The following is a 12431-nucleotide window of genomic DNA, read 5'->3' on the forward strand; positions in this document are numbered from 1 at the left end:
GGGCTGTGCGAGAATGAAGAACAGCCCAAGACCCCAGGGAGGCCGGATGGAGCAGCGACCGATCATTCTCGGCGTGCCCGACCGGTTCGATCCCCACGTGCTGGCCACTGCCGCGCAATTGGCTGGCTCACTGGGCACCGGGCTGCTGTGCGTGCATGTCGATGCCACCGGCTACCCTCTCGAAGAACTGCCCGACGGCACCGTACGCAGCGCACCGCTGGATCCCGAATCCGGTGAGGAAGCCATCGTCCGCTTCCCGCAGGAGCTGCTGCTCCAGCTCGACGCCCAGCTTGCGGGCACGGAAGTCCACTGGCAGGCGCACGCCACCGCTGGCGGGCCAGGGCAGCAGCTGGCGCGGCTTGCCGTGCGGCATGATGCGGCGCTGATCGTGCTCGGAGTCCGCCAGCGATCCATGGCCAACGTCATCCGCGAGCTGCTCAACGGCTCCGTGGCGTTGCATCTGACGCACCGCCAGCGCCATCCGGTGCTTCTGGTCCCGCCACTCCCCGCCCGCCGAGCAGAACAGATCCAGAGTTCATGACCCCTCCGCCATCGCGCAGCGCGCAGAACACCGTGCCGCCTTCTTCCCTGGCCCCGGGTTCCTTGCTGCTGGTGTTCCTTGGCGGCGCCGCCGGGACAGCCGCCCGGCAAGGACTGGGCCTGCTGCTGCCTTCCGCTGGCGGTTTCCCGATCGCGATTTTCGCCGCCAACATGCTGGGAGCCTTCCTGCTCGGCCTGCTGCTGGAGGCGCTGTCGCACGGCGGCGGCAGCGAGGGACGGCGCCGCCGGCAGCGCTTGCTGCTGGGCACCGGTTTCATGGGCGGCTTCACCACCTACAGTGCGCTGGCCACCGACAGCATGCTGCTGTTCTCATCCAGTGCGGTGCTCCCGGCGCTGGCCTATGCTCTGCCCACGGTGATCTGCGGCGCTTTGGCTACCTGGTGCGGCATTGCCCTCGCGGCGAGGCGTGCGGCCCGAACAGCGGGAGGAGCCCGGTAGTGCTCTCCCCCGGCTTGTTTTTCACGGTTGCGCTCTGCGGCGGCCTTGGCGCCTGCCTGCGTTTCGTGCTTGATGCCCTGATCAGGCGGTGGCTTCCCGCCCCTCTGCCTTGGGGGACGATCCTGGTCAACCTTTCAGGCTCCTTCGCCCTCGGCCTGCTGACCGGGCTGCTGGCCCAGCAGCTGCTGTCTGCGCAATGGCTGGCGGCCATCGGTACGGGACTGCTCGGCGGCTACACGACGTTTTCCACGGCCAGCTTCGAAACGGTCCGGCTGCTGCAGTCAGGCCGCATCGCGGCGAGCCTGGCCAACGCCCTGGGCACGCTGGTTGGAGCCGTGCTTGCCGCGTGGCTCGGCTTCCAGCTGGCTGGGCTCTTCTAGCCGGAAACAGCACATGCCAAGCCGGAAGGCTTGGCATGTGCCGTTCGTTAGCGTGCTGCGCGGCGTCCCTTGGGTGCGCCCGTCCGGGCCCGGTTGGGAAGGTCCTTCGGCGGCCGCTTGGTGCGATCGTGCGGAACTACGTACCCTCCAGTGGCGATGACCAATATGGCGCTGATACCGGTCAACGAGAGCATCGCAATCGCCCAGATCTGGGACTGGTCATAGAAGGAATGGTCGACGCTCAGCCAAAGCACGTAGGCGCCGATGAGGTAGATGATATGGATCAAGAGCAGGCGGGTGCGCAGCCGCAGCTTGATGACTGCCTTCGGTGAGAAGAAGATCGACCACAGGATCAGCAGCGGAATGACCACGACGAGTATTGCTGGAATGGTCGGCCAGGGGATGAAGGCGATAGCTGCGAGTGCCGCCGCGAACAGCAGCCCGACTTCCAAGAGGAAAGCCACTGCGGCATAGGTTGCTGAGAGGAAAGGCGATACCCGCTGGGAACTTTTTTTACCCATCGACTTCAATCTCACTCCGTTTCTGCGCACGCGGCATTTCAAATGCCTTCGACTTTCATCTCAAGTCTATGTGCAAATTCTCCATCCCGCGAACAGGCTCGCGATGCGGCGGCTGACTTCAAGGCAAGCAAAAAGCTCCGGATCCAAGCTTGTGGGCTTGGATCCGGAGCCGGAATTTGTGGAGATGGGGAGAATTGAACTCCCGTCCGATGTGGTGTTGCCAGGTCTTCTCCGGGCGCAGTTTGCTGTGGATTTTCTCTGCCCCAACCATCACGCAAACAAGTGGTTGATCCGGGCACAGTTGCCTGAATGTGTACCCAGCAGCGGCAACAACTGCTGAATACATTGGCTATCTAAATGACGTTAGGAACAGGGGCGATAGCGTCCCCTGGCTAACGGACTGTCTGGCTGCTTAGGCAGCGAGAGCGAAGTCAGTGCGCTTTGATTCGGCACTTATTGGTTTGCAAAGAGCGTTTACGAGATAACTTTGCGTCCTCGGCCCGCTTCATCTGTCGCGACTCACACCGTCGAAACCGATCATCCCCGTATTTTGTTGTCAGTCCCGGTTTCCCGGATGCAACCACACCCTAGGGCGTGTTCATCAATCATAGCGCATCACGCCGGGTTGCCCCAATGCGAAATGCGCCACAACCTCTGCTTACGCGTTGCCGCGGTTGCGTTCGCGCATGGCACGCAATGCTTCGCGGTTATCCTGCTTTTCGCGCAGGGCCTGCCGCTTGTCGTACTCGCGCTTACCGCGGGCGACACCGATTTCCAGCTTCGCCCGACCCGATTTGAAGTACAAGCTCAGCGGTACGACAGTCAGGCCGGCTTCGCCGATCTTGCGCTCGATCTTGAGCAGTTCCTGGCGGTGCAGCAAGAGCTTTCGCCGACGACGAGCCGCATGATTGGTCCACGATCCGTTGAGGTACTCGGGAATGTAGACATTCTCGATGTACAGCTCTCCGCGGTAGAACTGGCCGAAACCGTCAACGAGCGAAGCTTTGCCTTCGCGCAGCGACTTCACTTCGGTACCGGTGAGCACCATGCCAGCTTCGAAGGTGTCGAGGATTTCAAAATCGTGGCGCGCCTTGCGGTTGCTCGCGATGACTCGATCTTCTTGGTTCTTCTTAGCCACGTTACTCCTTGCATGTCGCGGGCGGATTCCCGCGCACAGACTACAAGTCTAGCGCTAGAGAAGTCCCAATGGGTTCACATGTGATCCATTGATGATCGTTTCGAAGTGCAGATGGCAGCCAGTCGAATTGCCGGTGGTGCCAACGTAGCCGATGATCTGGCCCTGCTTCACATGCTGGCCGACACTGACCGCGATGCGGGACATATGGTGGTAGTTGGTGGCCAGGGCCTTGCCCTTGATGACTCCATGCGAAATGGTGACCTTGTTGCCCGAGGATCCACCCCACCCGGCCATCCAGACTTCGCCGGATGCTGCCGCCGTAATGGGCGAGCCGCACTGGCCGCCGAAGCCCCAGTCGATACCCGCGTGCACATAGCCGCCGCGGCCACCGTAATCGATGGTTCCGGCTGGCGTTGGGCGCCATCCGAAGGTCGAGGTCAAACGGTTGCTGGTGGTCGGCTTAATCAATCCCCAGCTACTTGGCTCAGCGTAGTCCGAAGACTTCGGCTGGGATTTCGGTGCAACGTAGGGCTTCTTCTTGTAGGTTTTTTTCTCCGCTCGGGCTTCGGCAGCCTTGCGCTCCTGCTCAGCCTCGTAGGCGGCCTTTTCCTCAGCGATGCGCTTTCGCTCGGCCGCTGCTTCGCGACGCGCCTTTTCTTCTGCCTTGCGCTTGCGCTCGGCGGCTTCCCGGATCAGGCGCTCCTGGCGTTCCTTGATCTGCTGATTGACCGCAGCGTATTCCTTCTGCTGCGATTCCAGCTTCGCCTGGATGCGCGGCTTCTGCGCTTCGAGTTCGGCGCTGAGCGCTTCGGTGCTGGCTACCAGTGCATCCAGCTCGTTCTTGGCGTTCTGCGCAGCATCTCGCGCTGCCTGCTCCTGCGCCAAAGCTTCCTCTGCCTGGGCTTTCAGCGAGGAGATTTCCTTCTCCACGGCAACCAGGCGAAGCTTGTTGCTTTCGTTATTGGCCTGTTCCTGGGCCAAATCGTTGTATGCGGCATTCTGGGATTCCATGGCACGATTGGCCATGTCCAGACCGTCGGCCATCTTGGTTGCCGAATCCATGTTGAGGATCATGTCCAGCCCGCCCGAGACACCGCCGCGCTTATAGGCTTCCGCGGCGATCTGCGCCATCGCGTCCTCCGCTTCGGACAGTTTCGCAGCGTTTTCTTCGATCTGCTGGGCCACTTCATCACGAGTCGCCTGCGCGCTGATCAAGCGGTTGTTCAGATCGGAGAGGGTGGCCTGGGCATTGGCTACGCGGCTTTGCGCGTCAGCCAATGCCTGCTGGGCAATGGGTACCTGCGCCTGCTGGTCACGCAATTTCTTGTCGGTTTCCTGGATGTCGGCATCCAGGAATTCCATGTCGGTCTCGAGGTTTTCGATGTTCTTCTCGACCTGAGCTTTCTTGTCGTCAAGCTCGTCAGCGACCACAAGGCCTGCTGGCAGAGTGAGCGCAAGAGCCATAGCTCCACCGATAGAGGCGCGTAAGAATTTACGTCGCACGGCGTTCGACAGCATAAAGCTCCTTTAAGAAATTGCGTACTTCAGTTCAAGCCTAGATAACGTTTCGGCTAAACCTTCAGGTAACGCTTCAACGTTACCACTGATGAAATTGTGGCCAAAACGATACCAATAATCAAGAGTATCGGAGCAACTAGCCATATTTCGGTGGTAGAGATGAACGCTACACCGACGTTTTCGTTGGCCAACTTGTCCTCAACGAGGAACTTCAGCAGCAACCACAGGGTGCCCGAAGCCAGCAGGCCGCCAATCAGCGACGCGATCACGCCTTCGATGATGAATGGCAATTGAATCGTTGCTTTCGAAGCGCCGACCAGCCGCATGATGGTTGTTTCGAGCCGCCGGTGCATGGCCGAGAGCTGAATGGTCGTCCCGGTGAGCAGCACCGCGCAAACAATCATCACGATTGCCACGACGGCGGCGGCAGCGGAAGCCACGCGCACCAACTGGAATACCTTTTCAAGCAGTTCGCGTTGGTCGATTACCGAGTCAACGCCGTCAACGGTGGAGAACGCTTCGTTGATCACCGGATACTTTTCCGGATCAACGAGTGCGACGCGGAAGGATTCGGGAAGTTGTTCTGCAGTGACTTGGTCGACCAACGCGGAGTTCTCGTATTGGTCAAGGAAGTTCTCGTACGCCTGTTCCTTGGATTCGTAGGCGAATTCCTTGATGTATGGGGCGAGCTGCTCGGACTTGAGCATCTCCTCGATGTCCTGCCGCTGTTCCTCGGTGACCGCACTGCCGGCACAGTTCGGTGAGGTGCTCGTGTCATCGCAGAGGTACACCGCGACTTCCATGCGGTCGTACCAGTAGCCCTTCATCTGGTTGATCTGGAGCTGAAGCAATACCGAAGCGCCAACGAAGGTCAACGATACGAAGGTCACCAGCACCACGGAAACAACCATGACGACGTTTTGCCGCAGGCCCTTCGCCGCTTCGCGGAGAATAAATCCTAGTCTCACTGGTCCTCGTCCTTCTTATCCTCGGCAACCTGCGATTCTTCGTCGTATTCCACGGCCGAATCGCCGACGAGCAGTTCACGCGAGCCGTCCTGGTTCACCACAGTGGTCATCGGCGTGTACTGGCCATCAATTTCATCGCGGATGACTCGTCCGCGTTTCAGTTCAATAACGCGGTGGCGGTATTCGCTCACCAGCTCGTGCGCGTGCGTAGCCATCAGGACGGTCGTGCCGTTCTGGTTGATGCGATTGAGCACGTTCATCACTTCGATGCTGTTCTTGCGGTCAAGGTTGCCAGTAGGCTCATCGGCCAGCAGGATCGACGGCCTGTTCACAATGGCGCGGGCAATGCCAACGCGTTGCTGCTCGCCACCGGAAAGCTCGGTTGGCTTGCGGCGTGCTTTGTCTTCGAGGCCGACCATTTTCAATGCGTCCGGCACTCGCTCGCGGATCTGGGCACGGGAGGCACCGATGACTTCCATGGCGAACGCGACGTTGTCGAAGACCGTACGCTCACGCAAGAGGCGGAAGTCCTGGAAAACGAATCCAATGTCGCGGCGCAGCTTGGGCACACGACGGCTCGGTATGCGGTTGAGGTTCTGTCCGGCCACGTAGACGGATCCGTCGGTGGAGCGCTTTTCGCGCAGCACCAAGCTGAGGAAGGTCGACTTACCCGAACCGGATTCACCAACCAGGAAGGCGAATTCGCCACGGTCTATCTCGATGCTTACCTCGTCCAAAGCCGCATTCTGCTGCTTCGGCTCGTAAACCATCGAGACGTTTTCGAATTTAATCATGTCTTCAATCGCTAGTCTTCGTCGGGGCGCGACCCACGAACACCAATCTCGAGATCAAACGTCTATTGATGCGCCAGTCTTCCAAACACTATCGGTGCAAGGTTGCGAACCAGCCGAAATATAAGGCGTGTTGCAAGATTCATGCCGTACGTCCAGCTAACGCGAAGTGCGCAGCTTCGGCATGACTAGCTGTAATTGGCGCAGCAGGATCCGCAACGGTGATGATGCTTACACCCTGCATGACAGAAGCGTCCACCGCGGTCAGTGTCAGCGAGACCGCCTACTTGCTTGGTCGGCGTTGTCCTGCACGCCAGCGGATGCCTGCATCGATGAAATCGTCGATTTCACCGTCAAGCACCGCCTGGGTGTTGCCCACTTCATGTTCGGTTCGCAGGTCCTTGACCATTTGATACGGGTTGAGCACGTAGGAGCGCATTTGGTCACCCCAAGATGCCTTCACGTCGCCGGCGAGTTCCTTCTTCTGCGCGTCCTCCTGCTCCTTCTTCAAGAGCAGCAAGCGCGACTGCAGAACTCGAAGCGCGGCGGCACGGTTCTGGATCTGCGATTTCTCGTTCTGCATCGAGACGACGACGCCGGTAGGAATATGCGTCATGCGTACCGCGGAGTCGGTGGTGTTGACGCTCTGGCCGCCAGGCCCCGAGGAGCGGAACACGTCCACGCGGATTTCAGATTCCGGGATTTCGATAGTGTCGGTCTGCTCAATCAGCGGCACAACTTCCACGGCCGCAAACGATGTCTGGCGACGACCCTGATTATCGAATGGCGAGATGCGCACCAGGCGGTGGGTACCGGCTTCTACTGAGAGCGTGCCGAAGGCATACGGGGCATCAATTTCAAAGGTTGCCGATTTGAGGCCGGCTTCTTCGGCGTACGAAGTGTCCATGACAGTGGCCTTGTATCCACGGCGTTCAGCCCAACGCAGGTACATGCGCAGGAGCATCTCCGCGAAGTCCGCGGCATCAACACCGCCGGCACCGGAGCGAATCGTGACAACCGCACCTCGGGCATCGAATTCGCCGTTGAGGAGGGTGACTATCTCGAGTTCAGCGAGGGCCTTCTGGATGCTGGTGAGCTCCTTGTCCGCTTCATCCAGCGTATCGTCGTCTTCTTCGAGCTCGGCAAGCTCAACCAGGACTTCCAAATCATCGATTCGCGTCTGCAGCCGAGTCAGCCGTTCCAGCTCGGATTGGCGATGGGATAGCTTGCTGGTGACGATTTGAGCAGCGGCCGGATCATCCCAGAGGTTGGGAGCGCCCGCTTCTTCCGAGAGGACTGCGATGTCAGCTTTGATCTGCTCGACATCGCTCACGTCTTCGATTGCGGAGAATGTAGAACGCAGTGAGCGGATTTCAGCGGAGAAGTCAGTTTTTGCCATGGTCTTCTAAGACTACGTCATTTGGCTTCTGATCATTGAGTCCGGCGGCCAACGTGGTGATTACCTGCTCAATACGGTTCGAGCGGATGATTCGACTGATATCGGCACTCCACCGGGAACTAGCCACCCTACTATCGGCGGTTGCACCGAACCGCTCAACTGGAGATTCGCGCCTTGGCCATCGGGCATGATCTGGACCCGGTCGATTCGCAGATTCTCGACCCGGCCGGCCGCACCAACGTCTGACAGGTACTGCTGCACTGCTTGCTGCACGCGTTGCTGGTCGAGCTGGATCCTTGGGTTGCCGTTGTCCGCAACGAACTCGAATTCGTCTACGGCAGCCACGACCGCTCCGTCGGCAATTGACAACAGCTGACGCGCTTTGAGATTGACGGCGCTGGCTGCCAGCACCACGGAAATGGTCAGCAATGTGATGGCGCACAGGCCGATTGCCAGCACCAAGGATTGCCCATCCTCATTCCGCAGATTCCGGACGGCACGTTGCGGCCTAGCCAAATCGATCAGTCCTTTGCGACGCGGAGGAATCCACGGTGAATGCGGACGCCTCGACCCATTCGGATACGAAAGGCAGCGGGACATCCAAGGCTACAGTCACGGTGACGACACTGCCCGGGCTCAAGCATTCCATTTCGCAACGAATTGAAGTGCGGGCGTTGCGATACCCAAAATTGTGCATGGTTCTTCGCACAACAGCGTGTGCATCGTTCCTCGCCTGCACAGGGTCTTCGGCGGCGGCAAAGACCTTGGCGGCATGATCGGCAGCACCAACCACGGCATAGCTGCCTCCTTGAAGCTGGCCGGCGGCCAGTATCAAGTACACCAGGGGAATCAGCAAGACGGTTGAAGCAAAAACGAATTCCACTACCGCACTTCCACGATCTTCATCCCGAATTCTGCGATGCATGGCGGTAGCCAGATTCTTGGCCTTACCCATAACGCACTGCTTCTCCTTCCACGTGCAAGTCCCACCCATTGGGCAAGAGCCCGATCAATGGCACTCGGGTGCTGACCGATACGGTAACCAACTGGCTGTCCCCTACTGGAGTGGTGCTCACGGCAATGTCACGGGCGAATCCACCATGCAAGCTTTCGGTGATCAATGTCCGGGTTCTGCCTTGGGCATCGGCCGCTGAACGATTGGCCAGTGCACCGTAGTGGGCGCCGTTGGAAGCCGCGTCAATCAGCGTATTGCGCACATGCAGAACCAGCGCGAGTTGGACAAGTGTCATTGCGATCACCACAAGCAACGTTGTCACCATGACAAATTCCGCTACAGCAGACCCGCGCTCGCTGCGCGTGGGCTCCACGGAGCGCAGAATTCCGGATGACCGCGCACCAAAGCTCATGCGCGGTTATCCCAATCCGGAAACTCGATCGATTGCCTGGTTGAACAGGTCCTGCAGCCTAGGTCCTGCGATGGCCAGCAACGCGGCGACCAGCAAAGCAGACATGAGCGTGATCATGACCCACCCCGGAACGTCGCCTCTGCTATCCCTGAGTTTCGGAAAAAGCATATGAATGAGTAGTTCACCGGCCGCGATGATCTGCATTGCCAGTTTGAGCATCATTTGTTGTACGTGGTTCATGACAGCCCTTCCAACGTGCTAAAAGAATTCAAAGTGAGAGGTTCAAGATTTTCTATGCACCGTTCAGTAGCTCATCTCCAATAACGCTAGGCCGGGGAATACGGCAAAAACGATCGTGAGCGGCAGAATGCCGAATACCACCGGGATGAGCATGGAAATTTCACGTTTTCCGGCAACTTCCATCAGTTCGCGTTTCGACGCATCGCGAACATCCTGCGCCTGGTCTCTGAGCACCTGTGCCAAGGGCGTGCCCCGCTCTGTGGCAACAACGATCGCATCGACAAAGCGCGTCATCGCCCCGACTTGCATCCGGTCAGACATATTCTGCATAGCTTGGACCATCGGCGTACCTGCGTGAATGTCGTTCAAGGTCTTCGTGAATTCCTCGCCGATCACTCCATGGCAGATTCGCGAGATTCTCTCGATTGCTCCCGTTGTGGATTCGCCCGCGCCGACAGTTAGCGCCAGCACCTCGGCCACGGTGGGGAATTGAGTCAGTATTTTTCTAGACCGCCGGTGGATTTGTTCGCCAAGCCACCAACCACGCAAGGCGTAGCCCGAAATTCCGAAACCAATGACAACCAGCACTGACAAGAACAAAGAAACGTGATACTGGACGGCAGCAAGAGCCATGAATGCAGAACCTGCTACCAAACCAGCCAAAGCATAAACGATTTCCTGGGACCGATAGTCAACGAGGCTCATGTCCAATCCTGCAGCGTTCAGGCGCTTCCGGAGCGTACCGGCAGAAGGACTGTGCAAGCTAGCCAGCTTCTTGATTTGTTGCAGCATGGGGGCAGCTAGCTGGCCCAAAGCCGAGTGCCCGGAGTCCGAGTGCCAGGAGTCTTCAAGCATGCGCGAGCTTCGAACGCCAACACGGACGTGCGGCGCAATACGATCAGCGAAGGCCATTCTGCGCCAGCCCGGCAGGTTCACGAAGACCAGCCATAGACCCAGACCAAGTCCCAAACCGCAAAGCGCCGCCCATGACGTATAGCTGCTCATGCCAGCACTCGTTCTTCTACCGGCAAGGTACCGAGCCGGAGCATGATTCGATAGCAGACGAACGAAACCACCACGCCGAGGCCGAGCACGATCACTCCCCCGAATGTCATATACGCATCTTTCGCAGCTTCCTGGGTGCCCAGGACCAGCAGCAAGATCCACGGCGCCGCAACGGCCAGACGTGCTGCTGAAACAATCCATGATTGCCTGGCCGCGAGTTCTCCTCGTGTTCTCACGTCATCTCGCAGGAACGCCGACAACGTTGTGAGCGTATGGCCCAAGTCGGTGCCTCCGACCTCACGGGTGATGCGCAATGTCGTGAGAATTTTGTCAGCTACCGGGTCTGCCAATCGTTCGCCCAGCTGGTCCAGTGCCACAGAGAAGTTCGCGGTGGCTCGATAGTCCAAGGCGAAGTCCCGGAATAGAGGCCGCAATACGTCCGGTCCCACAACTGCCAACTGGCTCAAGGCTTCAGGAAGCGAGAGACCTGCCCGGATGGCGCTTCGCAAGTGGTCAACCACTTCGGGCCATTGCTCTTGCAACGCCGCGTGGCGTTTAGCTGCCTGATGGCGCAGATAAACCCATGGTGCAAATGACCCAAAGAGGCAAAACACGACGGCGAAGAGCCACGAAGCGGTGAGTCCCAAGGTCACCAACGCGAAAGTCAGCCCGCAGACCGCGCAAATTGCGATGAATTTTGCCGGCGCCAGATTGCTCATGCCCGCATGGAGCAATGCGTTCTTGATCGCCGAGCTGCGTTTAGGCGATTTCTCCCACGGGGCAAACAGCAACCAGTCAACCATGAGGGCAATGCCCAGCCCGCCGAGGAGAGCAAAGAAAGCAACCACCGCTACACCGCCATCAGTTCGGCAATATTGATGCCAGCTACATCGAACTTTTCATGCGACCAATCAGCACCCCTGGCCGGTTGCAGGCGATCGGCCTGCCGTTCGAAAAGCGTCGAGGACTCAATTTGCCCCTCCTCCACGCGATTGCGCACACTGAGAATTTCGTTGACGTAGCGATGGCCCTGGGGGCTTCGTACGCAATGGACAACTAGGTCAATGCATGCGGCTACCGTCTTGATGGTGAAGTCGCTGGTGATGTTCGGTCCGGCAAGCAGAGGCAAGGTGCAAATTTTCGTGATCGCGTCACGGGCAGAATTCGCATGCAAGGTGCACAGCCCCGCGATTCCCGAGTTCAACGCAATCAGCATATCCAAGGACTCTGCCTCGCGAACCTCGCCGACAATGATGCGTTCAGGGCGCATGCGCAGAGCTTCCTTGACCAATCGGCGCATGGTGATTTCGCCAGTTCCTTCAAGATTGGCGAGACGTGTTTGCATCGCAACGACATCCCGTAGCGAGAGATTGAGCTCGAAAATTTCCTCGATGGTGATGATTCGTTCCCTGGGGCCGATCGCTGATGCCAGGCAGTTGAGCATTGTGGTTTTTCCGGCCTGGGTAGGGCCAGTCACGATGACATTAAGACCTGCGCCGATGGCGGTGGAAAGGAATCTCGCCGCTTGTTCGCTCAATGATCCGAGCTCGACCAGGTCTTCGAGCTTTCCTGCGCGTGCTATGAACTTGCGAATGTTGATGGCCCAATGCTCGTGGGTGATATCCGGAATCACGACGTGCAGACGAGATCCGTCGGGCAACTGGCAGTCGACGAATGGTTGGGAAAGATCCAGGCGCCTGCCAGAGGACTTGAGCATCCGTTCTACCAGGGCTGCAATTTCGGCCGATTCCATGCGGATGTGGGTCAGTTCGCTTTGGCCGCCCCTTGCGCAAAAAATTTGATGCGGTGAATTGACCCAAATTTCCTCGACAGAAGGATCATCCAGCAGGGGTTGCAATGGTCCAAAACCGGACACGTTGTCGAAAACTGAACGTTGGGCGGCCTCTAGCGATCCAAGTGAAGGCACAGCTCCAAGCAATGCGCGTTCGTCGTAGTCTCGGATGACTTCATCGATTAAGGCCCGGATCATCGCTGGCTGCTTGGCTGGGTCCAATCCGCGACGCCGGACCAGCTCACGTACTTCGTCTTCGACAATGGACAGCGCATCCACCACTGGCTCCTTTGGCTTTCCTGTTGGAGGATCC

General features: G+C 58.6%; 16 protein-coding genes and 1 other RNA gene. 3 read left to right on the forward strand and 14 right to left on the reverse strand.

What is annotated here, in order from left to right:
- Positions 1–46: 46 nt before the first annotated feature.
- Genes BKX98_RS13785 through crcB form a run of 3 tightly spaced genes read left to right on the forward strand, consistent with a single transcriptional unit; the run spans position 47 to position 1379 of the window.
- The gene (locus tag BKX98_RS13785) at positions 47–541 is read left to right on the forward strand and encodes a universal stress protein (protein ID WP_158024699.1); all 495 of its coding nucleotides are present in this window, start codon (positions 47–49) and stop codon (positions 539–541) included.
- A complete protein-coding gene (locus BKX98_RS13790) occupies positions 538–999 on the forward strand; it encodes a CrcB family protein (protein ID WP_073707666.1) in 462 nt (153 codons plus the stop codon). The genes BKX98_RS13785 and BKX98_RS13790 overlap by 4 nt, the downstream gene beginning before the upstream one ends.
- A complete protein-coding gene (gene crcB, locus BKX98_RS13795) occupies positions 999–1379 on the forward strand; it encodes a fluoride efflux transporter CrcB (protein WP_073707667.1) in 381 nt (126 codons plus the stop codon). Before BKX98_RS13790 ends, crcB begins: the two co-directional genes overlap by 1 nt.
- 47 nt (positions 1380–1426) lie before the next feature.
- On the opposite strand, the gene BKX98_RS13800 is transcribed toward crcB, so the two are convergent.
- From BKX98_RS13800 to BKX98_RS13865, 14 genes are all read right to left on the reverse strand, one after another.
- Complete coding sequence (locus BKX98_RS13800) at positions 1427–1900, reverse strand: DUF2568 domain-containing protein (protein ID WP_066137568.1); 474 nt, start codon at positions 1898–1900, stop codon at positions 1427–1429.
- 176 nt (positions 1901–2076) lie between these two features.
- Positions 2077–2445: a transfer-messenger RNA gene (gene ssrA, locus BKX98_RS13805) on the reverse strand.
- A gap of 113 nt (positions 2446–2558) precedes the next feature.
- Positions 2559–3038 (reverse strand): SsrA-binding protein SmpB, encoded by a 480-nt coding sequence (smpB, locus tag BKX98_RS13810; protein WP_073707668.1) that lies wholly within the window; start codon positions 3036–3038, stop codon positions 2559–2561.
- A 54-nt stretch (positions 3039–3092) separates the two neighbouring features.
- A complete protein-coding gene (locus BKX98_RS13815) occupies positions 3093–4502 on the reverse strand; it encodes a M23 family metallopeptidase (RefSeq protein ID WP_233125389.1) in 1410 nt (469 codons plus the stop codon).
- A 107-nt stretch (positions 4503–4609) separates the two neighbouring features.
- Complete coding sequence (ftsX, locus tag BKX98_RS13820) at positions 4610–5524, reverse strand: permease-like cell division protein FtsX (RefSeq protein ID WP_066137562.1); 915 nt, start codon at positions 5522–5524, stop codon at positions 4610–4612.
- Entirely contained in the window at positions 5521–6318 is a 798-nt protein-coding gene (gene ftsE / locus BKX98_RS13825; protein WP_038990409.1) for a cell division ATP-binding protein FtsE, read from the reverse strand. The genes ftsX and ftsE overlap by 4 nt, the downstream gene beginning before the upstream one ends.
- 280 nt (positions 6319–6598) lie before the next feature.
- A complete protein-coding gene (prfB, locus tag BKX98_RS13830) occupies positions 6599–7714 on the reverse strand; it encodes a peptide chain release factor 2 (protein WP_038990407.1) in 1116 nt (371 codons plus the stop codon).
- A 60-nt stretch (positions 7715–7774) separates the two neighbouring features.
- A complete protein-coding gene (locus BKX98_RS13835; RefSeq protein ID WP_083586908.1) occupies positions 7775–8176 on the reverse strand; it encodes a hypothetical protein in 402 nt (133 codons plus the stop codon).
- Positions 8177–8222: 46 nt separating this feature from the next.
- Entirely contained in the window at positions 8223–8669 is a 447-nt protein-coding gene (locus BKX98_RS13840) for a hypothetical protein (protein ID WP_233125390.1), read from the reverse strand.
- The gene (locus BKX98_RS13845) at positions 8662–9081 is read right to left on the reverse strand and encodes a TadE family protein (protein WP_073707670.1); all 420 of its coding nucleotides are present in this window, start codon (positions 9079–9081) and stop codon (positions 8662–8664) included. The genes BKX98_RS13840 and BKX98_RS13845 overlap by 8 nt, the downstream gene beginning before the upstream one ends.
- A gap of 6 nt (positions 9082–9087) precedes the next feature.
- Positions 9088–9321 carry a hypothetical protein gene (locus BKX98_RS13850; RefSeq protein ID WP_223309010.1) on the reverse strand — a complete coding sequence of 78 codons (234 nt, stop codon included), beginning with the start codon at positions 9319–9321 and terminating at the stop codon, positions 9088–9090.
- A 63-nt stretch (positions 9322–9384) separates the two neighbouring features.
- Positions 9385–10326, reverse strand: a complete 942-nt coding sequence (locus BKX98_RS13855; RefSeq protein WP_066137554.1) for a type II secretion system F family protein — start codon at positions 10324–10326, stop codon at positions 9385–9387.
- Complete coding sequence (locus tag BKX98_RS13860; RefSeq protein ID WP_038990360.1) at positions 10323–11174, reverse strand: type II secretion system F family protein; 852 nt, start codon at positions 11172–11174, stop codon at positions 10323–10325. Before BKX98_RS13860 ends, BKX98_RS13855 begins: the two co-directional genes overlap by 4 nt.
- 2 nt (positions 11175–11176) lie before the next feature.
- Entirely contained in the window at positions 11177–12397 is a 1221-nt protein-coding gene (locus BKX98_RS13865) for a CpaF family protein (RefSeq protein WP_038990359.1), read from the reverse strand.
- Positions 12398–12431 lie beyond the last annotated feature (34 nt).

This window comes from Glutamicibacter sp. 0426 (genome assembly GCF_001906485.1).
Classification (GTDB): domain Bacteria; phylum Actinomycetota; class Actinomycetes; order Actinomycetales; family Micrococcaceae; genus Glutamicibacter; species Glutamicibacter nicotianae.

Coding starts and splice junctions, on each gene's coding strand:
- BKX98_RS13850 (WP_223309010.1), bottom strand. CDS start 9,321: ATGAACCACGTACAACAAATGATGCTCAAACTGGCAATGCAGATCATC.
- BKX98_RS13790 (WP_073707666.1), top strand. CDS start 538: ATGACCCCTCCGCCATCGCGCAGCGCGCAGAACACCGTGCCGCCTTCT.
- BKX98_RS13855 (WP_066137554.1), bottom strand. CDS start 10,326: ATGAGCAGCTATACGTCATGGGCGGCGCTTTGCGGTTTGGGACTTGGT.
- BKX98_RS13815 (WP_233125389.1), bottom strand. CDS start 4,502: ATGGCTCTTGCGCTCACTCTGCCAGCAGGCCTTGTGGTCGCTGACGAG.
- BKX98_RS13800 (WP_066137568.1), bottom strand. CDS start 1,900: ATGGGTAAAAAAAGTTCCCAGCGGGTATCGCCTTTCCTCTCAGCAACC.
- BKX98_RS13785 (WP_158024699.1), top strand. CDS start 47: ATGGAGCAGCGACCGATCATTCTCGGCGTGCCCGACCGGTTCGATCCC.
- ftsE (WP_038990409.1), bottom strand. CDS start 6,318: ATGATTAAATTCGAAAACGTCTCGATGGTTTACGAGCCGAAGCAGCAG.
- BKX98_RS13840 (WP_233125390.1), bottom strand. CDS start 8,669: ATGGGTAAGGCCAAGAATCTGGCTACCGCCATGCATCGCAGAATTCGG.
- prfB (WP_038990407.1), bottom strand. CDS start 7,714: ATGGCAAAAACTGACTTCTCCGCTGAAATCCGCTCACTGCGTTCTACA.
- BKX98_RS13845 (WP_073707670.1), bottom strand. CDS start 9,081: ATGAGCTTTGGTGCGCGGTCATCCGGAATTCTGCGCTCCGTGGAGCCC.